Source organism: Candidatus Pantoea carbekii (genome assembly GCF_000971765.1).
Classification (GTDB): Bacteria; Pseudomonadota; Gammaproteobacteria; order Enterobacterales; family Enterobacteriaceae; genus Pantoea_A; species Pantoea_A carbekii.
The window spans coordinates 1,128,229-1,150,626 of sequence record NZ_CP010907.1; the positions used below are offsets into that span (position 1 = coordinate 1,128,229).

20 protein-coding genes, 1 tRNA gene and 1 pseudogene are annotated in these 22,398 nt (G+C 31.9%); 18 read left to right on the forward strand and 4 right to left on the reverse strand.

What is annotated here, in order from left to right; translation table 11 throughout:
- Positions 1-1,900: 1,900 nt before the first annotated feature.
- From lptB to kdsD, 4 genes are all read right to left on the reverse strand, one after another.
- Positions 1,901-2,626 carry an LPS export ABC transporter ATP-binding protein gene (gene lptB, locus BMSBPS_RS04090; protein WP_022564341.1) on the reverse strand — a complete coding sequence of 242 codons (726 nt, stop codon included), beginning with the start codon at positions 2,624-2,626 and terminating at the stop codon, positions 1,901-1,903.
- A 5-nt stretch (positions 2,627-2,631) separates the two neighbouring features.
- Complete coding sequence (gene lptA, locus BMSBPS_RS04095; RefSeq protein ID WP_044169972.1) at positions 2,632-3,186, reverse strand: lipopolysaccharide transport periplasmic protein LptA; 555 nt, start codon at positions 3,184-3,186, stop codon at positions 2,632-2,634.
- On the reverse strand, positions 3,122-3,739 hold the full coding sequence (gene lptC, locus BMSBPS_RS04100; protein WP_044169974.1) for an LPS export ABC transporter periplasmic protein LptC: 618 nt from the start codon (positions 3,737-3,739) through the stop codon (positions 3,122-3,124). The genes lptA and lptC overlap by 65 nt, the downstream gene beginning before the upstream one ends.
- Positions 3,740-3,988: 249 nt before the next feature.
- Positions 3,989-4,969, reverse strand: coding sequence for an arabinose-5-phosphate isomerase KdsD (gene kdsD / locus BMSBPS_RS04105; protein WP_046201201.1), 981 nt, complete (start codon positions 4,967-4,969; stop codon positions 3,989-3,991).
- A gap of 1,292 nt (positions 4,970-6,261) precedes the next feature.
- On the opposite strand from kdsD, the gene mlaF reads away from it, so the two are divergent.
- The 18 genes and pseudogenes from mlaF to rimP all read left to right on the forward strand — a co-directional run bounded on the left by mlaF (position 6,262) and on the right by rimP (position 22,374).
- Positions 6,262-7,086, forward strand: coding sequence for a phospholipid ABC transporter ATP-binding protein MlaF (mlaF, locus tag BMSBPS_RS04110; RefSeq protein ID WP_044170079.1), 825 nt, complete (start codon positions 6,262-6,264; stop codon positions 7,084-7,086).
- Positions 7,086-7,868: a lipid asymmetry maintenance ABC transporter permease subunit MlaE gene (gene mlaE / locus BMSBPS_RS04115; RefSeq protein WP_044170081.1), complete on the forward strand. Its 783-nt coding sequence runs from the start codon at positions 7,086-7,088 to the stop codon at positions 7,866-7,868. Before mlaF ends, mlaE begins: the two co-directional genes overlap by 1 nt.
- Before the next feature lie 4 nt (positions 7,869-7,872).
- Positions 7,873-8,358 carry an outer membrane lipid asymmetry maintenance protein MlaD gene (mlaD, locus tag BMSBPS_RS04120; protein ID WP_044170083.1) on the forward strand — a complete coding sequence of 162 codons (486 nt, stop codon included), beginning with the start codon at positions 7,873-7,875 and terminating at the stop codon, positions 8,356-8,358.
- A gap of 76 nt (positions 8,359-8,434) precedes the next feature.
- Complete coding sequence (gene mlaC / locus BMSBPS_RS04125) at positions 8,435-9,067, forward strand: phospholipid-binding protein MlaC (RefSeq protein ID WP_022564348.1); 633 nt, start codon at positions 8,435-8,437, stop codon at positions 9,065-9,067.
- Between the two features lie 2 nt (positions 9,068-9,069).
- On the forward strand, positions 9,070-9,363 hold the full coding sequence (gene mlaB / locus BMSBPS_RS04130; RefSeq protein ID WP_022564349.1) for a lipid asymmetry maintenance protein MlaB: 294 nt from the start codon (positions 9,070-9,072) through the stop codon (positions 9,361-9,363).
- Positions 9,364-9,485: 122 nt separating this feature from the next.
- Positions 9,486-9,752, forward strand: coding sequence for a BolA family protein (locus BMSBPS_RS04135; protein WP_044169976.1), 267 nt, complete (start codon positions 9,486-9,488; stop codon positions 9,750-9,752).
- A gap of 44 nt (positions 9,753-9,796) precedes the next feature.
- Complete coding sequence (gene murA / locus BMSBPS_RS04140; RefSeq protein ID WP_022564351.1) at positions 9,797-11,059, forward strand: UDP-N-acetylglucosamine 1-carboxyvinyltransferase; 1,263 nt, start codon at positions 9,797-9,799, stop codon at positions 11,057-11,059.
- A 590-nt stretch (positions 11,060-11,649) separates the two neighbouring features.
- Positions 11,650-11,982, forward strand: coding sequence for a 50S ribosomal protein L21 (gene rplU, locus BMSBPS_RS04145; RefSeq protein WP_022564353.1), 333 nt, complete (start codon positions 11,650-11,652; stop codon positions 11,980-11,982).
- On the forward strand, positions 11,982-12,239 hold the full coding sequence (rpmA, locus tag BMSBPS_RS04150) for a 50S ribosomal protein L27 (protein WP_022564354.1): 258 nt from the start codon (positions 11,982-11,984) through the stop codon (positions 12,237-12,239). The genes rplU and rpmA overlap by 1 nt, the downstream gene beginning before the upstream one ends.
- Positions 12,240-12,485: 246 nt before the next feature.
- A pseudogene (gene cgtA / locus BMSBPS_RS04155) lies at positions 12,486-13,484 on the forward strand (Obg family GTPase CgtA); the annotation flags it as partial.
- Positions 13,485-15,005: 1,521 nt separating this feature from the next.
- Positions 15,006-15,482: a transcription elongation factor GreA gene (gene greA, locus BMSBPS_RS04160; protein WP_022564356.1), complete on the forward strand. Its 477-nt coding sequence runs from the start codon at positions 15,006-15,008 to the stop codon at positions 15,480-15,482.
- Between the two features lie 528 nt (positions 15,483-16,010).
- Positions 16,011-16,658 (forward strand): 23S rRNA (uridine(2552)-2'-O)-methyltransferase RlmE, encoded by a 648-nt coding sequence (rlmE, locus tag BMSBPS_RS04165; RefSeq protein WP_046201202.1) that lies wholly within the window; start codon positions 16,011-16,013, stop codon positions 16,656-16,658.
- Positions 16,659-16,811: 153 nt separating this feature from the next.
- Positions 16,812-18,719 (forward strand): ATP-dependent zinc metalloprotease FtsH, encoded by a 1,908-nt coding sequence (ftsH, locus tag BMSBPS_RS04170; protein ID WP_044169978.1) that lies wholly within the window; start codon positions 16,812-16,814, stop codon positions 18,717-18,719.
- Positions 18,720-18,727: 8 nt separating this feature from the next.
- The gene (gene folP, locus BMSBPS_RS04175) at positions 18,728-19,564 is read left to right on the forward strand and encodes a dihydropteroate synthase (protein ID WP_022564359.1); all 837 of its coding nucleotides are present in this window, start codon (positions 18,728-18,730) and stop codon (positions 19,562-19,564) included.
- A 5-nt stretch (positions 19,565-19,569) separates the two neighbouring features.
- Positions 19,570-20,907 carry a phosphoglucosamine mutase gene (glmM, locus tag BMSBPS_RS04180; protein ID WP_022564360.1) on the forward strand — a complete coding sequence of 446 codons (1,338 nt, stop codon included), beginning with the start codon at positions 19,570-19,572 and terminating at the stop codon, positions 20,905-20,907.
- 201 nt (positions 20,908-21,108) lie between these two features.
- Positions 21,109-21,444, forward strand: a complete 336-nt coding sequence (secG, locus tag BMSBPS_RS04185) for a preprotein translocase subunit SecG (protein ID WP_022564361.1) — start codon at positions 21,109-21,111, stop codon at positions 21,442-21,444.
- Positions 21,445-21,480: 36 nt separating this feature from the next.
- Positions 21,481-21,564 (forward strand) — tRNA-Leu (locus tag BMSBPS_RS04190).
- A gap of 357 nt (positions 21,565-21,921) precedes the next feature.
- Positions 21,922-22,374: a ribosome maturation factor RimP gene (gene rimP, locus BMSBPS_RS04195; RefSeq protein WP_044169979.1), complete on the forward strand. Its 453-nt coding sequence runs from the start codon at positions 21,922-21,924 to the stop codon at positions 22,372-22,374.
- Positions 22,375-22,398: the final 24 nt, after the last annotated feature.

Sequence of the window (22,398 nt, forward strand, 5' to 3'; positions counted from 1 at the left end):
TTAATGCAATTAATTGTAAGTGTATTAAAAGATATCTATTGCGATTCTAAACTGAGCAATAATCAGCGCATCTCTTTTCCCGTCTAAGTACTTAATAAAATAGTGCTTAAAAGCAGTGAAAGTTAGTATCTTTTTGAATTGTCGTTTTCTTGATTCAACTAAGTGAAAATTTGTTGATGAATCCAATAATCGAACGACACGTATACTTGCTATATTTGATGTGCCCTTAGTAAAGCACAATATATAACATTATGCGTGAAACATTTAATACTTCCAGTATAAGATTACATTGACTAGTATCATTGTAGCAGTAATTTAATGTAATAAATTTATTACCTACAAATTTATTAGATTTAATGATATTAAAATCATTTTGTTGTACTAAATTTGTTTGCATAATATTTTGTCTCTATTATTTTAAAAGAATTTTTTGTTTTGATTTAGCGATAATATAGATAACAATTTTAGATGCTTAAAAAGAGTGCGATGCGCTCTTTATTATATAACATGGAGGTCAATTTACTATCACTCAAGGGTCTTTTAATATTTTACTTTAGAAATAAAATATTTTAACAATGCCCTAATTGCATTAGATGATTTTTACTATCTTGTATAATATTGATATTTTTTGAAAAAATATTTCAATTCAAAAATACCAAGTGAACTATGTAAATAATTCCGATGAATTATTTAAAAAATGGTACACTTCTACATATCTACAGCTTTTGCAATTTCTATTAGCAGTATAGGACGTATGTACTTTTATCCATACTCAAAAAAATCTTTTTATTGTTCGACAATACACTTTGCTACTTTGTAAAAGAGAATCATTTTAGTTTTTCAGACTTTTTATGAGCCACTTAACCTGCTGTAGATTATGATAGATAAACTGATTTGCATCATGATTGTTTGTTATGCTAGTTTATTTATAGCTGCATACTATGGAATTATTTTGATTACTGGTAAAAAGGGAGTACTATTGAGTTCAACACTACAATCCATATAGATTTTATTTACTAATACATCAAGTATAATACACTTTGGTAAGTAGCTATTTTATAATTTTCCAGTGCGTGGATCGAGTGATTTAATTGATAGCACTGTAGTTAGTAACAACTCTCCTATTTAAATTGCGAATATCATTGTATCTAAAAGATCAAGATGTTCACTGATGCGTAAACGAGCTTTTGTCAAAATGCGTATATCATCAGAACATTGTGATAATTATACTAACATGCAATTACGTAAATCGCATGTTCTAAAACCGACTAGATCAAAAAATCGAATTTGTTTAATACCGCTTCAACCTCTTCTAATTTTAATTCTTTAGTGCCAATGTTGTCGTAAATATTTCGCAATGTAGTTTTAAAAATCACTTCTATTATCAATAGTATCTAGGATTGAATAGCGATAGCACGATCAGTGTCAATATAAAGGCGGTAGAGTAACTTGATACATTAATAATTTTTTAACAACTGACAGGTAATAGAATAATCAACTAGTAATATTTTATATTTTCGATAATTATTAATATTTGAAAAGGATTAACAGTATAGATTTTATCTTTTTCAGAATTAAATAGAATCACATGTATCATCTTATATGTTTCAGCTTCTTGGTACGTGTTTTTTAAAAAATTATTCTTTATATAAAATTTTTATGAAAACTGACGTTTCGAATTTATCGTCCTGAGAATTTGTTTTTTATATTAATGGACTGTTTTCCAGAACTAATTGAAATACCTATCATAGTGTAATTGTCCAGAGTTGTAACAGGCATATTTTTTTCAACTGTAGTGTATTAGTAATTGAGATTTAAGATTGAGTTGCGAATCTTACTTCATAATGATTTTCGAAACCCTATTAAAAAAAATTAGTTATGATGACATTTCTTCATTTCATCAGAGTTTAAAGTCTGCCCCTAAATAAACACGTTTTACATGTGTATTTGAAATAATTTCATTAGGAGTACCATGAGCAAGCAGACGACCTTGATTCATAATATAAGCACGATTACATACTGTAAGAGTTTCTCGTACATTATGATCAGTGATCAGTACACCTAAACCGCTATTACTTAAATGTTTAATAATTTCTTTAATATCAATAACCGAAATAGGATCAATACCAGCAAATGGCTCATCTAAAAGAATGAATTTTGGTTCAACTGCTAAGGCGCGAGCAATTTCTACACGACGACGTTCACCGCCAGATAAAGTTGCTCCTATATGATTAGATAAATGTTCAATATGAAATTCTTGCATCAATTGTCTAGCACAATGCTCGCGTTGTTTTTTTGTGAGCATTGTACGTATTTCCAATACTGCCATTAAATTATTGTAAACGCTTAATTGACGAAATATGGATGCCTCTTGAGGTAAATAACCGATGCCGCGTCTTGCACGTGCATCTAATGTCAGCAAACTAATGTCTTCATCATCAATTATAATTTGACCTATATCATGTGTTACGATTCCTGCTAACATGTAAAATGTAGTCGTTTTTCCAGCTCCATTAGGACCTAATAATCCAATAATTTCACCGGATTTTACTCTCAAACTAATATTTTTCACTACATAGCAATTTTTATAAATTTTAGCTAATTTTTTAGCAATTAATAGCGACATAGTAATTAATTACTCTTGTTTTTATTCCCTGTTTGCACATTTAAATGTTCTAACTGTGATGGTACTAACACAGTAGTGACATGCTTTTTTTGACCTTGACTATATGCATGAAATTTCTTCTCTTTTATAAAATAAGTAATATGATCGCTTTGTATATTACTATCTTTTTGTTTTATACAAGCATTGTCATTTAGTTCAATAACATGCCTTGCTACATCGTAATGTAATTTAGCTGCGTGTCCTTGTACTGCTTGTCCATTTTCTTGCATTTGGTAAAAAGTAGCTGGATTTCCATAAATATCTACAATGATTTTATGAGCATCCTTACTAATATGCGTAACTCTTACAATGTCAGCTTTGAGTTTGATAGAGCCTTGCGTCATAACTACATGACCACTAAAAATTGAAATATTACTTTTTAGATCAATTGATTGGTTAATGCATTCAATGTTAATTGGTTTATCTAAATCTTCTGTTAATGCTAATACCGACAGATTAGTAACCAAAAGGACAACTATAAGTAACAAGTGAAGGTTTTTTCTTTTCATTCTGAATATCATAAGAGATTTTAACCTTCTCCAATAGCGTATTTTTTTTTCTTAAATTGCCGTGCATGTTTATGCCGGTAGCGTTAAAATTTGGACCATGTAAGGTCACTTGATCATTGGATTCTATATCTTGGTTAACTAAATTTAACTTGGCCTTATTAGTTTTAATGCAGTCAAGTTGTAAATTCTGCGTCAATGAATTAAATTCGACGTGACCGTATAGATAAAGTATATGTTCTTTAGCAAGTATGGCTCGATCCGAATAAACTACCCAATTAGGAATGTTATTTTTTTCGTCATACACAGTAATCATTGGATGATAAAACCAACTTTCTTTATGATAGGGACAGTGAGTTACCGTATTTGAAAAGATATTATAGCTCAGAAATCCTGTTTCGTCGTATATCATAGTATTGCATTTTTTACTAATATAGATAGGCCGCTGATGATTAATAGATATCGATGATATTGCATCATAATTCTGATTTGTTAACTTCCAAATAAGTAACAGCAGGATAGCAACTGCTGCTATAATGAGGATTATCCAATATTTTTTTCGATGCATATAAATATTCTATATTTTATAATTTAATATGAAAATCTAATAATATGTTTAGTATATATATATATAGAGTAGAAGACGAAAAACTAACTCATTTACTTCTATCATAACTTTATATTAATAAAATCACCTTAATAAGTAAATTATAATATTTTATTTATATATAAAGTATAAAACTAAATAGAAAACTCATTTAAATTTTTAGTCAAGATGTAGATTACGACCTTAATATATTGTTTTTTAATGTTTATCTTAAATTACGCCTGCTTTTAAAATATCATGCATATGCACAACACCGAGCAAATGATTTTTTTCACTTACTAATAAAGCAGTAATGCTTTTTTCCTGCATTAAACGTAGAGCTTCTACAGCTAGTAGATTCGGACGTACGCGAATACCACCGTGTGTCATTACATCCTGGATTCGCACTAACTGAACATTGGTGTCGACATCTAATATACGACGAAGGTCACCATCGGTAAATATGCCTTCTATCTGCATGATATCATTGACAATAACTGTTAAGCCAAGATTTTTTTGAGTCATTTCCAGCAGAGCATCACGTAATGACGCTTGACGTTTTACATATGGGATATTATCACTAGTATGCATAACGTCGCTAACATTTAATAATAATTTTCGCCCTAGTATTCCACCTGGATGTGATAAGGCAAAATCTTCTCGGGTAAAACCTCGTGCTTCTAAAAGTGCAATAGCTAATGCATCACCCATTACTAAGGTCGCAACACTGCTACTAGTAGGAGCAAGGCCAAGAGGACATGCTTCTTTAGGTACTTTTACACATAAATGTATATCAGAAGCCAGACTTATATTGCTGTGTGGACGACTAGTAATAGAAATAAGGGGTATTTTTTGACGTTTTAGTACTGGAATAAGTGTTAGGATCTCACTTGATTCCCCACTATTGGAAATAGCAATTACTATATCATTGGTAGTAACCATACCTAAATCACCATGGTTAGCCTCACCAGCATGAACAAAAAAAGATGGTGTACCAGTACTAGCAAACGTAGCTGCAATCTTTTTTCCAATATGTCCAGATTTGCCCATACCCATTACTACAACTTTGCCACTACAACAAAAAATTGTTTCACATGCAATACTAAAATCAGCGTTAATATATTGATCAAGCTGTTTTAATCCTTCACGTTCAATGCATACCACTGTTTTACCTACTTGCTGATAGTCGAAATTCGATGATCGGTATGGCATAATCACAACCTTTAAATCAAATGGCTTTAACTTTGTGCGATGGGGATGCTCTTATTGTTCTATAATTGTATTTATAGAACAATTGAATTTATGAAAATCAATAAAACATTCGTCAAATTAATCAAATGCATATTAATTTGCTAATTAACAATTAAAATTTAGACTTAACAGTAGTATTTTAAAATTGCAACTATGATGCATATTCTTAGTTAACAATAATATTTTATACCTATTAACTTTAGTCAAATACTAAAGCTGTTAGTTAAATTAGATTATCACGTTAACGACAGAGTGTCTCAGTTTAGTAAAAGTAATGTTATCTTGATGACTTATAATTAAAAATCAGTCATTAAATAAATTTTATCGTACTTAATTGATCAACTGGATCAATATTATATGTGTATAATAGCGGATAATGCTTTTAGTCCTATTGCTAATTTTAGTTTATTATTTAAATAAATAATATATTAATATTTTAATTACTGTATACATAAATAGCGGGGCTAGCATAACTGAATATCTAGAATAGTTAAAAAATCTATTTGTACGTCATTATATTTTCATCAAGAGTAATCATTATTTCATTAACATCTTAATATAGTAAGTAAAATGAAAAATGCAAATAATGCTAACACAATGAAGAGAAATGCTTAGGTTTTCTTAAGTAAGAGATGAGTTAAATAGTGTTTCAAAGAATCAACAAATAAGATCTACTTTAATGGATAAATTATAGCAATTATGCATAGTATATTTCTGAAATATTTTAAATATGATTTGTATTAAAAATTTTTACTCATTAAGAAATATAATGAAAAATTTTTGATGTAAAAATTGAGTGGCATCTGATATTAAATTGCTAAATTTTTTTAGATTGTAGTTTCGAGTATTTTAAAGAAAATATCAACTTAAGCTGATTGCATTCAAAATATTATATTTGATTAGTTTTGTTTTTATATTTTGGAACAATATATATAAGAGATTATAAAACAATAGGCAAATACGAAAATTATTTTATGAAAATTTAAACAAATAAACAATCGATTTGATCAGTGATTATTTTTCTAATCTATGTAACTTGTTTTCGAGCTTGAAGTAGATATTTTTACATATAAATATTGATTGATTTTAATACATTTAAGAAAAATTGAATGTTTATGTCATTTTAATAACCACATCTCTACTAATTAAGTATGTAATTTCTCTAAAGCAATCTGGTATTGCTTGTGGAGTAAACTAAACTATCATCCTCGAATTTGGTAATGCCTGATCCGTATGTTTAAGAGGTAAAAATGATCATCCAGAAGCAAACGAATCTGGTAGAAATTCATAGCTTAAGCTTCTCATGTGACGAACACGTTATTTTTGATAACATTTCTTTAATGGTTCCAGTTGGAAAAGTAACGGCTATTATGGGACCTTCTGGAAGTGGTAAAACAACTTTGTTACGCTTGATTGGCGGTCAGTTACAACCTGATACAGGAGATATTTTGTTTCTTGGCAATAATATTCCAGCACTTTCTCGAAATAAATTATATGAAGTACGCAAAAAAATGAGCATGCTATTACAATCTGGAGCACTTTTTACTGATTTAGACGTTTATGAAAATGCAGCTTGGCCTTTACGTGAACATACAAAATTACCAGAGTCTTTATTACATAGTACAGTAATGATGAAATTGGAGGCTGTAGGTTTACGTGGTGCAACTAAACTGAAGCCTTCTCAACTTTCTGGTGGTATGGCACGACGGGCGGCTTTAGCAAGATCGATTGCGTTAGAACCAGAGTTAATTATGTTTGATGAACCATTTGTTGGACAGGACCCAATTACAATGGGTGTATTAGTCAAATTGATCGATCAACTCAATCATGCGTTAGGGGTAACATGTATTGTAGTATCTCATGATGTAACCGAAGTATTAAGTATTGCTGATTATGCTTATGTTGTTTCTAATCGAAAAATTATTGCTCAAGGTAATGCACGTGATCTCTGGGAAACCTCTGATCCCTGCGTTCGCCAATTTATAGATGGAAATCCGGATGGACCGGTACCTTTCCGCTCTGCTGCAGGAGATTATCTTAGTGATTTAATTGATTTACGCAAGGAGAAAATGGTTTGATACTATTACAGGTCATAGCATCACTTGGACGTCAAGCAATTAATACCTGTGCTGCTTTTGGGCGGGCGGGTTTAATGCTGTTTCATGCATTAATTGGTAAACCTACATTTCGTAAACATGCACCTTTACTTATAAAACAACTCTACAATATTGGTGTGCTTTCGTTAATAATCGTTGTAGTTTCTGGTCTGTTTATTGGTATGGTATTAGGTTTACAAGGCTATCTAATCTTAAATACTTATAAGGCTGAAACTAACTTAGGTATTTTAGTATCGTTATCTCTATTACGTGAACTTGGACCAGTGGTAACTGCTTTGTTATTTACTGGAAGAGCAGGTTCTTCTTTAACAGCGGAAATTGGTCTAATGAAAGCTACCGAGCAGCTATCTAGTATGGAAATGATGGCAGTGGATCCTTTACGTCGTGTTCTATCACCTCGCTTTTGGGCAGCATTTATAAGCATGCCACTATTATCTTTAATTTTTACCGCTTTAGGAATTACTGGTGGTGTAATTGTAGGAATAGCCTGGAAAGGCATTGATTTTGGTTTTTTTTGGTCCGCTATCCAAAATACGGTAAATTTTCGTGTTGATGTAATTAATAGCATTATAAAGAGTGTACTTTTCACTATTACTATAACTTGGATTGCATTATTTAACGGTTATGATGCTATTCCAACTTCGGAAGGGATTAGCTTAGCAACAACACGTACTGTAGTTCATGCTTCATTAGCCGTATTTGGTTTGGATTTAGTACTAACAGCCCTAATGTTTGGGAATTAATATGATACAAAGCAAAAAAAAAGAAATATGGGTAGGTTTGCTAATACTATTTGCACTACTGGCTTTATTATTCCTAAGTATCCGTGTTGCTAATTTTAAACTATTTGGTAACGAGAAAACTTGGAAGCTATATGCTTCTTTTGATGATATAGGTGGACTTAAGCTCAGTGCACCTGTAAAAATTGGTGGGGTAGTAATTGGACGTGTTACAAATATCATGTTAGATGACAAATTGCTTTTTCCGAGAGTTACTATGGAAATTAGCAATAAGTATATTAATAAAATTCCGGATACTAGTTCGTTATCAATTCGTACGCAAGGATTACTAGGAGAACAATTTCTAACATTTAATTTAGGTTTTTATGATCCTCAACTTGGTTCAACTATGTTAAAAAATGGTTGTACAATACGTGACACTAAATCTGTAATTATTATAGAAGATATAATAGGTCAATTACTTTATAAAAATAACAAAAAAAGAAAAGACTGATTGTTTAAATTTAACTTAATGTAGAGGCTAAATGTAGCATTGCTATAGGCATGCAAAGGGAAAGGGGGTGAAAACGATGTTTAAATATTTATTGATCATTGCTATGATAGTAACTACTTCTGCGTCGATAGCTAATCCTTTAAGTGAAAATAATCCTTATAAATTAATGAACATAGTTGCAGTAAAAATGTTTACTCGTTTAAAAAATGAACAAGTTAAGATTCAGCAAAACCCTAATTATTTATGCGATATTGTTCGTGAGGAATTATTACCTTATGTGCAAATAAAATATACAGGTGCGTTAGTATTAGGTCGTTATTATCGTATAGCTACGCCAGCTCAGCGTAATACTTATATTAAAGCATTTAAAGAGTACTGGATACAAACCTACGGTCAGGTATTAGCATTTTATCATGGACAGACTTACCATATTCAGCCAGAGCAACCAATTAGTGATGCTAAAATTATAACAATTCGCGTAACTGTTATTGATCCTACAGGTCGACCACCAGTTCGACTTGATTTCCAATGGCGAAAAAATACTCAAACTAATAAATGGCAAGCATATGACATGGCAGCTGAAGGAATTAGTATGATTACTACTAAACAGAACGAATGGAGTGACTTACTTCGCAATAAAGGTATTGATGGATTGACTACCCAATTAAAAATTTACGCGGTACAGCCAATTACTTTGGATAAAAAGTAATAATGAACAATTCGTTACGTTGGAAATGTACTGCTAGTACGTTAGCTTTAATTGGTAGATTAGATATCGACACACTATTAACATTATGGCATCAGCGTGAAAGTATCATGGTTAATATTAATATTATTGATGTTGCAGCTTTAGAAAAAATTGATTCAGCTGGTTTAGCCCTGTTAGTACATCTGCGAGAAATCGTACGAACACAGGGAAATAAATTGATTTTTACTGGTATCACAGATAAATTACGATCACTTATTACACTTTATAATTTACAGAAAATCATTGTATGTGAATAAAAAAATAATAATTTTCAATTACTTTTTTTGATTACTTGCTTTATGGATATTTTATATATTCAAGATTTGAATAATTTGTTTTAATATATCTATCTAATTATTATCAAGTGAAGCAATAAGTGATGAAAAATAGTGAAGTGAAAGCTCTTTTAATGAACGCGTTACCATTAGAAGAAGTATATGTAATGAGCAAAGATGAAACTCATTTTCAAGTCATTGCAATAGGAGAAATGTTTAATAAATTAAGCCGTGTTCAAAAACAACAAGTTATATACGAACCCTTAATGGAGTATATTATTAATCAAAGTATTCATGCAGTATCTATCAAAACTTATACTCCAACTCAGTGGGCACAAGACCGCAAGCTCAACAATATACAAGACCTATAGATTATTTATTAATAAATCTGTAAAAAAATTATGAGCTATTTTGGATGGATAAATTTCGTGTAATAGGCCCTACCTGTTTAAACGGCGAAGTAATCATTTCTGGAGCAAAAAATGCTGCATTACCTATTTTGTTTGCTGCATTACTCACAGAAGCGCCAGTAGAAATTCATAACGTGCCAAAACTACGTGATATTGAAACTACTATACAATTACTTCGTCAGTTAGGTGCACACGTTGAACATCATAATTCAGTACATGTCAATGCTTGTAATGTTAATATGTTCTGTGCACCTTATGAATTAGTGAAAACTATGCGTGCTTCTATATGGATTTTAGGACCACTAGTGGCACGATTTGGAGAAGGCCAGGTAGCGCTTCCCGGGGGTTGTGCTATTGGTGCACGTCCAGTGGATCTTCACATCATGGGTCTTGAGAAGTTAGGTGCTAAAATTACATTAGAAGAAGGTTATCTTAAGGCGTCAGTTAATGGTCGCTTAAAAGGTGCACATATTTTTATAGAAAAAGTAAGCGTAGGTGCCACTGTAACTATCATGAGTGCGGCAACACTAGCGATAGGTGTTACTGTTATTGAAAATGCAGCACGTGAGCCTGAAATTGTTGATATAGCAAATTTTCTTAGTGTACTTGGAGCAAAAATCAGTGGCGAAGGTACTGGTAGAATTATCATAGAAGGCGTTGAACGTTTAAATGGAGGTATTTATCGTATTCTGCCAGACCGTATAGAAACTGGTACTTTCTTAGTAGCAGCAGCAATTTCACGTGGTAAAGTATTATGCCGTAATACCCAACCGAATATCTTGGATGCTGTATTAGCAAAATTGCGTGATACAGGTGCAGATATTATAGTGGGTAGTAATTGGATCAGTCTAGATATGCATGGTCAACGCCCAAAGGCGGTGAATATAAGAACTGCACCCTATCCCGGTTTTCCAACTGATATGCAAGCACAGTTTACATTATTAAATTTAGTAGCAGAAGGTACAGGTGTAATTACAGAAACGATTTTTGAAAATCGATTTATGCATATCCCTGAGTTAAAACGCATGGGAGCACATGCAGAAATAGAAAGAAATACCGTCATTTGTTATGGCGTAGAGAAACTTTTTGGTGTTCAAGTCATAGCGATGGACTTACGTGCTTCTGCAAGTTTAGTCTTAGCAGGTTGTATTGCAGAAGGTGTTACATTAATAGATCGCATTTATCATATAGACCGTGGATATGAGAAAATAGAACATAAGCTCAAAACAATCGGTGCATATATTGAACGTATCAAAGAATTAGGATAAGTACCATATTTTAAAAAATATTTAAATTGGTTTTTCAACATTTAATTATTAAATTAGGCATGAATTTTCGATTTCTTTGACTCTGATATTAAAATTTATTAGTTAGAAAAATCAACATTAATCGTACAAAATATATAACAATATAGTATAAATTTCAAATAATTAACGGTCTAGTGTATAGCAATAAACTTCTTACATTTCTATATTTAGCTTTTATTATCCATATAGATGCATAATTATTACTATTGTATATAGAATAAAAGACACAATTATTGTAACTAGATCTTTTAAAATAATTTTTTATAATTTTTTTATGATGTAAGTTATTTAGATAATAATTCATTATTTAGTTGTTTAAATATCAATAAAATTGCTGTAATAGCTTTGATATTATAACTTTTTTAAAGTATTTAAAGTATGTTACTTAGATATTCAAGTAATATAGTATGTTAATAAATTTTTTTCTTTATCTTAAAGTTTTAAGAGAGGAAAAGTTTTATTGTTTTTTAGTAAATATTTTATAGATTAAAGATTTTTTTATGAATAAGTTACTGTCCTAATAAAATATAGTTATATGAGGGAGAGATAATATGTATGCAGTTTTTAAAAGTGGTGGAAAGCAACATCGAGTCACTCAAGGTCAGATTATTCGTTTAGAAAAAATAGATATTGCAACAGGTAAAATTGTCGAATTTTGTCCTCTTCTAATGATTGTAAATGGCCAAAATACAATAATTGGTACGCCATCAATTCTCGGAAGCATGATCAAAGCTGAGGTTATTTGTCATGGTCGTAATGATAAAATTAAAATTGTTAAATTTCGTCGTCGTAAGCACTATCGTAAACAAGCTGGGCATCGACAATGGTTTACTGATGTAAAAATAATAGATATTACTACATGTTATAATGAGGATTCTGAATAATGGCACATAAAAAGACGGGCGGTTCAACACGTAATGGACGAGATTCTCATGCCAAACGTTTAGGTGTAAAACGCTTTGGTGGTGAAAGTGTTTTTGCAGGCAATATCATTATTCGCCAGCGTGGAACTAAATTTCATGCCGGTAATAATGTTGGATGTGGACGTGATCATACCTTATTTGCGACTAAAAATGGAAAAGTTAAATTCGAAATAAAAGGACCACACAAAAGAAAATATGTTAGTGTAGTTATTCATTAAAACATTATTTTAAAATGTTCGTATATAATCAATTAATCAATCTATATCAATATGATTAGTATATTAAAAAATTAATTTGAAAAGAGTAAAATCATGTACCTTAATTCTATTATTTTATTTAAATCTGGCACTTCTGAATCTGAATGATATGATTAGTAATCAATTTTTATTTTAATGAAAATAAATACTGAAAATGTCGATAGATATGATATAAAGTGCAATCAGTAGTAGCATAATGGAGAACAAATGAAGTTTGTTGATGAAGTAAAAATTTTTGTAGCTGCTGGTGATGGTGGTAATGGTTGTATTAGCTTTCGACGTGAAAAATATATTCCTAAAGGCGGTCCAGATGGTGGTGATGGTGGTAATGGTGGTAATGTATACCTGTTAGCAGATGAAAATTTAAACACATTGATTGATTTTTGTTTTAAAAAATCTTTTCAAGCTGAGCATGGTCAAAACGGACAAAGTAGTAATTGTACAGGGAAAAGTGGTAAAGATACTATCCTTAAAGTACCTCTTGGTACGCGTGTGATCGACTGTAATACTCAAGAGATATTGGGAGATTTAACATACCATGATCAAAAGGTTATAATAGCAAAAGGGGGTTGGCATGGTTTAGGAAACACACGTTTTAAGTCTTCGTTAAATCGTACACCACGCCAAAAAACCATTGGTACACCTGGTGAAAAGCGTGAGCTTCAGTTAGAGCTTATATTAACAGCAGATGTAGGTATGCTCGGTTTGCCGAATGCAGGTAAATCTACTTTTATTCGCGCAATATCAGCAGCAAAACCTAAAGTAGCCAATTATCCTTTTACCACGTTGGTACCAAGTCTTGGTATGGTGCGCATGGACAGAGAAAAAAGTTTTGTAATTGCTGATATTCCAGGTTTAATTGAAGATGCTGCAGCAGGAGCTGGACTCGGAATTCGTTTTCTTAAACACCTTGAGCGTTGCCGAATTCTTTTGCATCTCATTGATATTAAACCTTCTGATGGATCAGATCCCATGAATAATGCGCATATCATCCATGGCGAATTAGAAAAATATAGTTATAATCTCTCACAAAAACCTCGTTGGTTAGTTTTTAATAAAATTGACTTAATTAGTGATGATAAAATAAACGTTTATACAGAAAGTATTGTAAAAAGATTAGGATGGACAGAAAAATATTATCTTATTTCTGCAACTAGACAAGATGGTATCAAAAAACTATGCTGGGACATAGTCAATTTTATTATTAATACCGCTGAAATAGTAATATAAAAAATATTTTTAAATATCAAATGAAAAATTTACAATTTATTTAATTTTATTTTTACTGCAGATGTTTTTGCATTTTTTAAGAAAACAGTACCCAAATAAAGTAAGAATCGAAGCGATAACTGGACATTAGTTATATGTGTTATTAAATTATCTAAAATATTCCTAATTATTTAAATAATAATAGATAATGAATATATGCATACTTTTGTAAAAAAAATATCAGAGCTCTTTTAAAGATTCATCATATCTTATCAATTTCAAAGCAAATTTAATACACTGTAAACTAAATTGTAAAATACATCTATATTAATTGATAGAATTTTTTATATAATTAAATGATAGGTTTTTTTAAAAATTTTGATGTGAACATATTTTGTTAAACTGTCCAAATATGTTTAGCAAAAATGCATGCGCACAATACCCGCGTATACTTGAACTTATTTTAACGAGTAAATTTACTATTATTAATAATAGCATGATTTTTACAATGTGTAGATATTAACGAGAATATACTTATTATATAAATTTTAACTAGTTAAAAGTATTAAAAAAAATAAATCGATTTTATGATAAAAATTGATTTAACAAAAATGTAAACAAATACTTTCTTTATTAAAAAATTTTTTTTGAAGATAGTATCTTATACATGCTAATGATTTATGTTTTTTATTTGATATGTATATATATATTGTATGAAGCAAGGTAAAAAAATAATTGAATAAACTAAAAAAATACATTTTTTTAAAAAAAATCATAGATTTAAATATTTAATTTTTTTAAAATGTATATATTTTTATGGGTAAGATTAAGATAAAAAATATGATATCGTGGCAAGATTGATGTGCAATGGTACAGATTTTGTATTTATTGAAGTATTATCTTTTAAATATTCAGCAATTACAGTTAGTAATGAAAAATGTAAAATTTATGACACAGATTTTCTAATTAACAAGAAGATATTTTTTATCTAACGAGCGCTAAATGAACGAATTATGTATAATATAAGTTAGCAAGATAATTAACTAATTGATTATAAAAATTTATATTAATAATCACATAAATCTTTATGTTTTAGTATGACTTACTATTTCATAGTAATAAAAAATAAAAATTACTCTTGAAAAAGATTTCAAACATTATATTAATAATGAAAAGATTAAAATCTTTAAATATAAACGTGCAAAATTCATAAAAAAATGAAATCATAAATACATTATATTAAGTGATAAATATTTAACATTTAGCTTAGTGAAATAAAAACTAGGGTTTAAAGCAACAAAAAAATGTTAAAGTATGTAATGCCACTTAATATAAGATTTGATTAAGTAGACTAGTATAATCAAGTTATACGCTAGGTACTGCTTATAAATTAAGAAACTCTCTTAGAAAATAAGGTATTTTGAACTTAAAGCAATGCATGTTGTAGGAGTTATTGCTTGCTCTTAACGTATCAGCTATGAATTACGTTAACGAAAATATTAAATACGAGGAACTACAATGAATCCAATTCCGATGACGTTGAAAGGTGCTGAGACACTGCGTGCAGAATTGAACGAATTGAAAACTGTAAAACGTCCACGTATTATTGCGTCTATTGCGGAAGCACGTGAATATGGTGACTTAAAAGAAAATGCTGAATATCATGCAGCGCGTGAAGAACAAGGATTTTGCGAACGTCGTATTCAAGAGATAGAGGCCAAACTTTCAAATGCACAAATAATTGATATTACTAAAATTCCAAAAACTAATCGAATCATTTTCGGTAGTACAGTGAGTATTGTAAATATTAATACAGATGAAAAATTTACTTACCGTATAGTAGGTGATGATGAGGCTGATTTCAAAAAAAATATGATCTCAGTTAATTCACCAATGGCACGTGGTTTAGTAGGAAAAAAAGTAAACGATATTACTATGATAAATACTCCGAGTGGCGGTATAGAGTACAAAATTATAACAATAGAATATATTTAATAAATTGCTATCCTCACCGAAGCCAAAAGGTTATTAATGATCTTTCCTCCAATCGTATTAAGTATTTTTCTACAATTCGAATAATATTGCTACGAAATATCGACACGGAATAGGCAAATTTGCACTCTACGCATTACAGAGTATATTTTGACTATACATACTTTCGATTATATAATTGATATTAATCATGATAATTAATTTAACAAAAATAAAAGAGTTTAAAGAAGGTTATTTTTATAATTAGTCTTAAATTATTTAATCGTGTATTTTATTTAAGCTAATAGGATATCAAGCATAACTTTAAAAAGTATCACTAAGATGCGCAATAAATTTAAGAAAATTTACAATTTATATCAGATTTTGCTATTTCATTTAATGATATAAATGTATCATGTGTGTGTTTGCTTAAGTATTCTAAAACAAATTCATACTATTATTCGTATCCTTTCGAGTATATCACCAAATTAGTGCAAATTCATTATATGCTGCTGTGTTGTTTTAATAACAATAAAATTGGAAAAGATTATAATGTTTGAAAAACATTCTACTAGCTCTAGTTACTGGCTTCAAGAACATTACAGCGATAAATATGTACAACAAGCAAAGAAAAAAAAATTACGATCACGTGCCTGGTTTAAACTTGAAGAAATACAAAAAAAGGAACGTTTGTTAAAATCCGGCATGAGAGTAGTAGATTTAGGAGCTACACCGGGCAGTTGGTCTCAGTATGCACAGAAACAAGTGGGCTATAGTGGTCATGTTATTGCTTGTGATCGTTTGCCTATGGTTCCCATTATGGGTGTTGATTTTTTACAAGGTGACTTGTGTGACGATATATTTTTTAAAAAATTTTTGCACCATATAGGTAATAAAAAAATACATATTGTTATGTCGGATATGTCGCCTAATTTAAGTGGGAAATCTATTATCGATATTCCTCGTTCAATGCATTTAGTAGAATTAGCGTTTAAAATATGCCGAAATATTCTAATATTGGACGGTAATTTTATAGTGAAAATATTTCAAGGAGATGGTTTAAATGAATACATACAAAAAATTCGTCCTTTTTTTAAAAAAATAAAAATTTGTAAGCCTGTTGCTTCTCGGTCACGTTCACGTGAAGTGTATATTGTAGCTATAGGATATACAGCTATAGCTATATCTAACGATTTTTAGTCAGGTAAGCGGTGTGTTTACTTTAAGATGTCATTCTAAGTACAGTGTCAATAACTAAAATCATTAGCACTGCGATTCCAAGCATGAAGGATATATCGTACCCCATGCCGTCTATTAACACCTTTGTAATATGAGGTTAATCTCTTGAGTGACATGGCGAAAAACCTGGTTCTCTGGTTAGTCATCGCGGTTGTGCTGATGTCAGTATTCCAGAGTTTTGGACCTAACGAGTCGAATGGCCGTAAAGTTGATTATTCAACTTTTCTGTCAGAAGTAAATCAAGATCAGGTCCGCGAGGCACGTATTAATGGGCGTGAGATTAACGTTATTAAAAAAGATAGTAAAAAATATATAACTTATATTCCTATTAATGATTCTAAATTACTAGATAACTTGTTGATTAAAAACGTTAAAGTAGTTGGTAAGGCACCAGAAGAACCAAGCTTACTAGCTTCTGTTTTTATCTCGTGGTTTCCAATGTTGTTATTAATTGGTGTATGGATTTTCTTTATGCGCCAAATTCAAGGAGGTGGCGGTAAGGGTGCTATGTCATTTGGCAAGAGTAAAGCTCGTATGTTAACTGAGGATCAGATAAAAACTACTTTTGCAGACGTAGCCGGTTGCGATGAGGCAAAAGAAGAAGTAGCCGAATTAGTTGATTATCTACGCGAACCCAATCGTTTTCAAAAGCTTGGCGGTAGAATTCCAAAAGGTATTTTAATGGTAGGTCCACCAGGTACAGGAAAAACATTATTAGCAAAAGCAATTTCTGGTGAAGCAAAAGTGCCTTTTTTCACTATCTCTGGATCTGACTTTGTAGAAATGTTTGTTGGCGTTGGTGCTTCACGTGTGCGCGATATGTTCGAGCAGGCAAAGAAAGCTGCACCATGTATTATTTTTATTGATGAAATCGATGCAGTAGGGCGTCAGCGTGGTGCTGGTTTAGGAGGTGGGCATGACGAACGTGAGCAAACTTTAAATCAGATGTTAGTTGAGATGGATGGTTTTGAAGGTAACGAAGGAATTATTGTAATTGCTGCTACAAATCGTCCAGATGTACTTGATCCAGCATTATTACGTCCAGGTCGTTTTGATCGTCAAGTGGTAGTTGGTCTACCTGATGTTCGTGGTCGTGAGCAAATCCTCAAAGTACATATGCGTCGCGTACCAATTGCTACTGATGTTGATGCAGCAATTATTGCACGAGGTACACCAGGTTTCTCAGGAGCTGACTTAGCTAATTTAATTAACGAAGCTGCATTATTTGCTGCACGTAGCAATAAACGTGTGGTATCGATGGTAGAGTTTGAAAAAGCAAAAGATAAAATTATGATGGGTACAGAAAGACGGTCTATGGTCATGACGGAATTACAAAAAGAAGCCACAGCTTACCACGAAGCAGGGCATGCTATCATTGGACGTCTTGTTCCAGAACACGATCCTGTACATAAAGTTACTATTATTCCACGTGGTCGTGCATTGGGAGTTACTTTCTTTTTGCCTGAAGGTGATGCAATCAGTGCAAGCCGTCAAAAGCTAGAAAGTCAAATTTCAACACTTTACGGTGGTCGTTTAGCAGAAGAAATTATTTATGGTTTAGAACGAGTTTCTACCGGTGCGTCTAATGATATTAAAGTAGCCACTAATCTAGCACGCAATATGGTAACACAATGGGGTTTTTCGGAAAAGTTGGGACCTTTGCTATATGCAGAAGAAGATGGGGAAGTATTTCTTGGACGATCGGTAGCAAAAGCGAAACATATGTCTGATGAAACAGCACGTATTATTGATCAGGAAGTGAAATATTTAGTAGATAGCAACTATCAACGTGCTCGTTGTATTTTAAAAGAAAATATGGATATACTTCATGCAATGAAAGATGCGTTGATGAAGTATGAGACAATTGATGCTCTACAAATTGATGATCTTATGGCTCGTCGAGAAGTTCGACCACCTACTGATTGGGAAGATTATAGTAACAACAACACTAACAATAATCATAAGTCTGCACCGTACTCAGCTAAAACGCTGTATACTTCAAATCAGCAAAACAAACTATAGAAGTATGTATGAAGTTATATTCTCGAAATTTTCATCTTGATTTATCATTTCCTCATGTGATGGGTATTTTAAATGTTACACCAGATTCGTTCTTCGATGGTGGCATTCATAAGACCTTATCAGATATTCTTGTACATACTAATAACATGGTCAATGCTGGGGCAACTATTATTGATATTGGAGGTGAGTCAACACGTCCTGGGGCAAATACAATTAGTGTATCCCAGGAACTAGAACGTATCATTCCTACATTAGAAGCTATCGCAGATCGTTTTGAGGTATGGATTTCAGTTGATACTTCACAACCTGAGGTAATTCGCGAATCGGCACGTGCAGGTGCCTATATGATTAACGATATTCGATCGCTTTCTAAACCAGGAGCACTAGAGGCAGCAGCAGAAACGGGTTTACCAATATGTCTAATGCACATGCCTTGTACTAAACCACATGTTACACAAGAAATATTACCCCATGATGATATCGTAAGTGTAGTAGATACTTATTTTGCTGATCAAATTGCACGTTGTGAAACAGCTCTTATTAAAAAAGAAAATCTCGTATTCGACCCTGGTTTTGGTTTTGGAAAAACTCTCAGACAAAATTATAAACTATTAGCTTATCTTAACCATTTTCATCATTTTAAATTACCAATATTAGTAGGTTTATCACGTAAGTCCATGATTGGTAATATATTAAATGTCGAAGTTGCACAGCGTTTAATCGGGAGTATTAGCTGTGCTGTTATTGCTGCTATACAGGGAGCACATATTATTCGAGTGCATGATGTCAAGGAGACTGTTGAAGCAATACGCATTTTTGAAGCGATGAAAAGGGCTAAGGAATAATCAGTATGAGCAATCGTAAATATTTCGGTACAGATGGTATTCGTGGAAAAGTTGGTAAAATGCCTATAACACCTGATTTTGTACTGAAGCTAGGTTGGGCTGTAGGTAAAACGCTAGCAGGCAATGGATCTCGTAAAGTATTGATTGGAAAAGATACAAGGATTTCTGGCTATATGTTAGAATCAGCGTTAGAAGCTGGTCTAGCAGCTGCAGGAATTTCAGCAGCTTTTACTGGACCTATGCCAACTCCAGCGATTGCTTACCTAACACGTACATTCCGGGCTGAAGCCGGTATAATGATTTCTGCTTCGCACAATTCATTTGATTACAATGGAATTAAATTTTTCTCTGCTGAAGGGACAAAATTACCGGATAATGTAGAACAAGAAATTGAATTGGAAATGGAAAAGCGAATTATTTGTGTACAATCATCCAAATTAGGACGAGCTCACCGGATTATTGATGCAGCAGGGCGGTATATTGAGTTCTGTAAAGGTACTTTTCCAAGCGAATTAAGTCTTAATGGTCTTAAAATCGTAGTTGATTGTGCCAACGGTGCAACTTATCACATTGCACCAAATGTATTTCGTGAGCTAGGTGCAAAAGTCCTTACTCTTTCTACACAACCTGATGGTATGAATATTAATAAAAAATGTGGTACGACTAATCTGCATTTATTAAAACAATATGTTTTGGAACAACAAGTAGATTTAGGCTTGGCATATGATGGTGATGGTGATCGTATAATGATGGTTGATCATTTTGGCAATAAAGTAGATGGTGATCAAATTCTTTATATTATAGCTCATGAAAATTTACGTCAAGGTCAATTAAAAGGAGGTGTTGTTGGTACATTAATGAGCAATATAGGTCTTGAATTAGCTTTAAAAGAAATAGGTATACCGTTTATCCGTTCTAAAGTAGGAGATCGTTACGTACTAGAAAAAATGAAGCAAAAGGGGTGGCGTATAGGAGCAGAAAACTCTGGCCATATTATTTTGCTAGATAAAACGACAACTGGTGATGCTATCATAGCAAGTTTGCAAGTCTTAAGTGCTATTGTACGTAATCATGTTAATTTACATGATTTATGTAATGGAGTAAAAATGTTACCGCAAGCTTTAGTGAATGTACGTTTTCATGGCACACATGATCCGTTACAAAGCAATATAGTTAAAGCAGTTACTGTAGAGGTAGAAAAAACATTACTACATGAAGGTGGTCGTTTGCTATTGCGCAAATCTGGTACAGAACCATTAATTCGTATAATGGTAGAAGGTCACAATAAAAGAAAAATTCACATGTTAGCAAATAATATTGCTAAAGCTATTCGATCAGTGTAGAACCATCACACAACAAGATAATGTTTCAAGTATTCAAAGAATATCTTGTTTTCTCTTTATAATTGAAAAACGATTATAAAATTCTACTTGCAGACATATACTTCTTTAGTTAGAATTTAGATTCTATTTTATAAATATAAAAACACTTTTAATTGTTATTATTGTCACTGTATGAATAAAATCTAAGAGAATAGGTTAATTATGTATGAAGTGGTTTTATGTATGTTTTTTATTGTGGCCATTGGTCTGATAGCGTTAGTTCTTATTCAAAAAGGTTCAGGATTAGATATAGGAATTTCATTAAACTCGGGTGCATCCGGTACGTTATTGGGTTCAATAGGATCTGACCGCTTGCTCACTCGTGTTATCACAATATTAGCAACTTTATTCTTTATTATTAGTATCATTCTTGGTAATTTAAATAACAGGAGATCTTCTCACAAAAAACATGATCTGGTAATGCCAATACAATCTCAAAAAAATACGCATTTGTCTAAACCGACTCCAATATTGTCGAACAATGATATGCCGCAATAAAATAGGTTTTAAAGTAATTGTTAGTCTAAGAGCAAAGCCGAGGTGGTGAAATTGGTAAACACTCTACCTTGAGGTGGTAGTGCCCTATTGGGCTTACGGGTTCAAGTCCCGTCCTCGGTACTTGAAATGTGTTATAGTTTGCATTTTTCATGAATTTGGCATAATCTTCGCCAAGATTTAAAATAAATGGAATAGTTGCACTTTGTGTTAGAATTACAACATAACTGCTATAGGTTTAAAACTGACACCTTAAATTACTTTTGCTTGCAGTACATTTTCAAACATACTACTATGATTTTGGTAGCAGATATATAACTTATCAGTAGAATTTGGATTTTTTTTTAAAAAGTATGCAAAAGTCATAATGTGGCATACAGGGTCCACTAGCAAAAAACCTCGGATTTTCGGGGTTTTTTATTATTGAAAAATCGTAATATAATAGATATTAGGCCCTTTTTTATTTCTTTGGGGGTAGGCTTGTCTACATTAGAGCAAGAATTAACAGAGCTGATCTCTGCGCCGGTAGAAGCGCTTGGCTACGAATTAATTGGTATTGAATTAGTTCGGGGACGTATATTAACTTTGCGCATCTATATTGATAGTGAAGAGGGCATTGATGTTGATGGTTGCGCTGATGTTAGCTACCAAGTTAGTGCTGTAATGGATTTAGCAGATCCTATTAAAGTGACTTACAATCTTGAGGTTTCTTCACCGGGTCTCGACCGTCCTCTTTTCACTGCTAAAGACTATATACGTTTTACCAATCATGAGGTGAGATTAGTATTATGCATAGCCGTGAATAATCGTCGCAAATGGCGAGGCATTATCAAATCTGTCGAAGAGGAGATGGTCACGGTAACTGTTGAGGGTAATGATGAAGTATTCGCATTAAGTAATATTCAAAAAGCGAATCTAGTTCCCTACTTTTAAAAGTCCGCATTGAGGCTAACCGAG

What these genes read in the sequence shown, in the direction of transcription:
- lptB (WP_022564341.1), bottom strand. Translation starts at nt 2,626, where the DNA reads ATGTCGCTATTAATTGCTAAAAAATTAGCTAAAATTTATAAAAATTGC.
- lptA (WP_044169972.1), bottom strand. Translation starts at nt 3,186, where the DNA reads ATGATATTCAGAATGAAAAGAAAAAACCTTCACTTGTTACTTATAGTT.
- lptC (WP_044169974.1), bottom strand. Translation starts at nt 3,739, where the DNA reads ATGCATCGAAAAAAATATTGGATAATCCTCATTATAGCAGCAGTTGCT.
- kdsD (WP_046201201.1), bottom strand. Translation starts at nt 4,969, where the DNA reads ATGCCATACCGATCATCGAATTTCGACTATCAGCAAGTAGGTAAAACA.
- mlaC (WP_022564348.1), top strand. Translation starts at nt 8,435, where the DNA reads ATGTTTAAATATTTATTGATCATTGCTATGATAGTAACTACTTCTGCG.
- mlaB (WP_022564349.1), top strand. Translation starts at nt 9,070, where the DNA reads ATGAACAATTCGTTACGTTGGAAATGTACTGCTAGTACGTTAGCTTTA.
- BMSBPS_RS04135 (WP_044169976.1), top strand. Translation starts at nt 9,486, where the DNA reads ATGAAAAATAGTGAAGTGAAAGCTCTTTTAATGAACGCGTTACCATTA.
- murA (WP_022564351.1), top strand. Translation starts at nt 9,797, where the DNA reads ATGGATAAATTTCGTGTAATAGGCCCTACCTGTTTAAACGGCGAAGTA.
- rplU (WP_022564353.1), top strand. Translation starts at nt 11,650, where the DNA reads ATGTATGCAGTTTTTAAAAGTGGTGGAAAGCAACATCGAGTCACTCAA.
- rpmA (WP_022564354.1), top strand. Translation starts at nt 11,982, where the DNA reads ATGGCACATAAAAAGACGGGCGGTTCAACACGTAATGGACGAGATTCT.
- greA (WP_022564356.1), top strand. Translation starts at nt 15,006, where the DNA reads ATGAATCCAATTCCGATGACGTTGAAAGGTGCTGAGACACTGCGTGCA.
- rlmE (WP_046201202.1), top strand. Translation starts at nt 16,011, where the DNA reads ATGTTTGAAAAACATTCTACTAGCTCTAGTTACTGGCTTCAAGAACAT.
- ftsH (WP_044169978.1), top strand. Translation starts at nt 16,812, where the DNA reads ATGGCGAAAAACCTGGTTCTCTGGTTAGTCATCGCGGTTGTGCTGATG.
- folP (WP_022564359.1), top strand. Translation starts at nt 18,728, where the DNA reads ATGAAGTTATATTCTCGAAATTTTCATCTTGATTTATCATTTCCTCAT.
- glmM (WP_022564360.1), top strand. Translation starts at nt 19,570, where the DNA reads ATGAGCAATCGTAAATATTTCGGTACAGATGGTATTCGTGGAAAAGTT.
- secG (WP_022564361.1), top strand. Translation starts at nt 21,109, where the DNA reads ATGTATGAAGTGGTTTTATGTATGTTTTTTATTGTGGCCATTGGTCTG.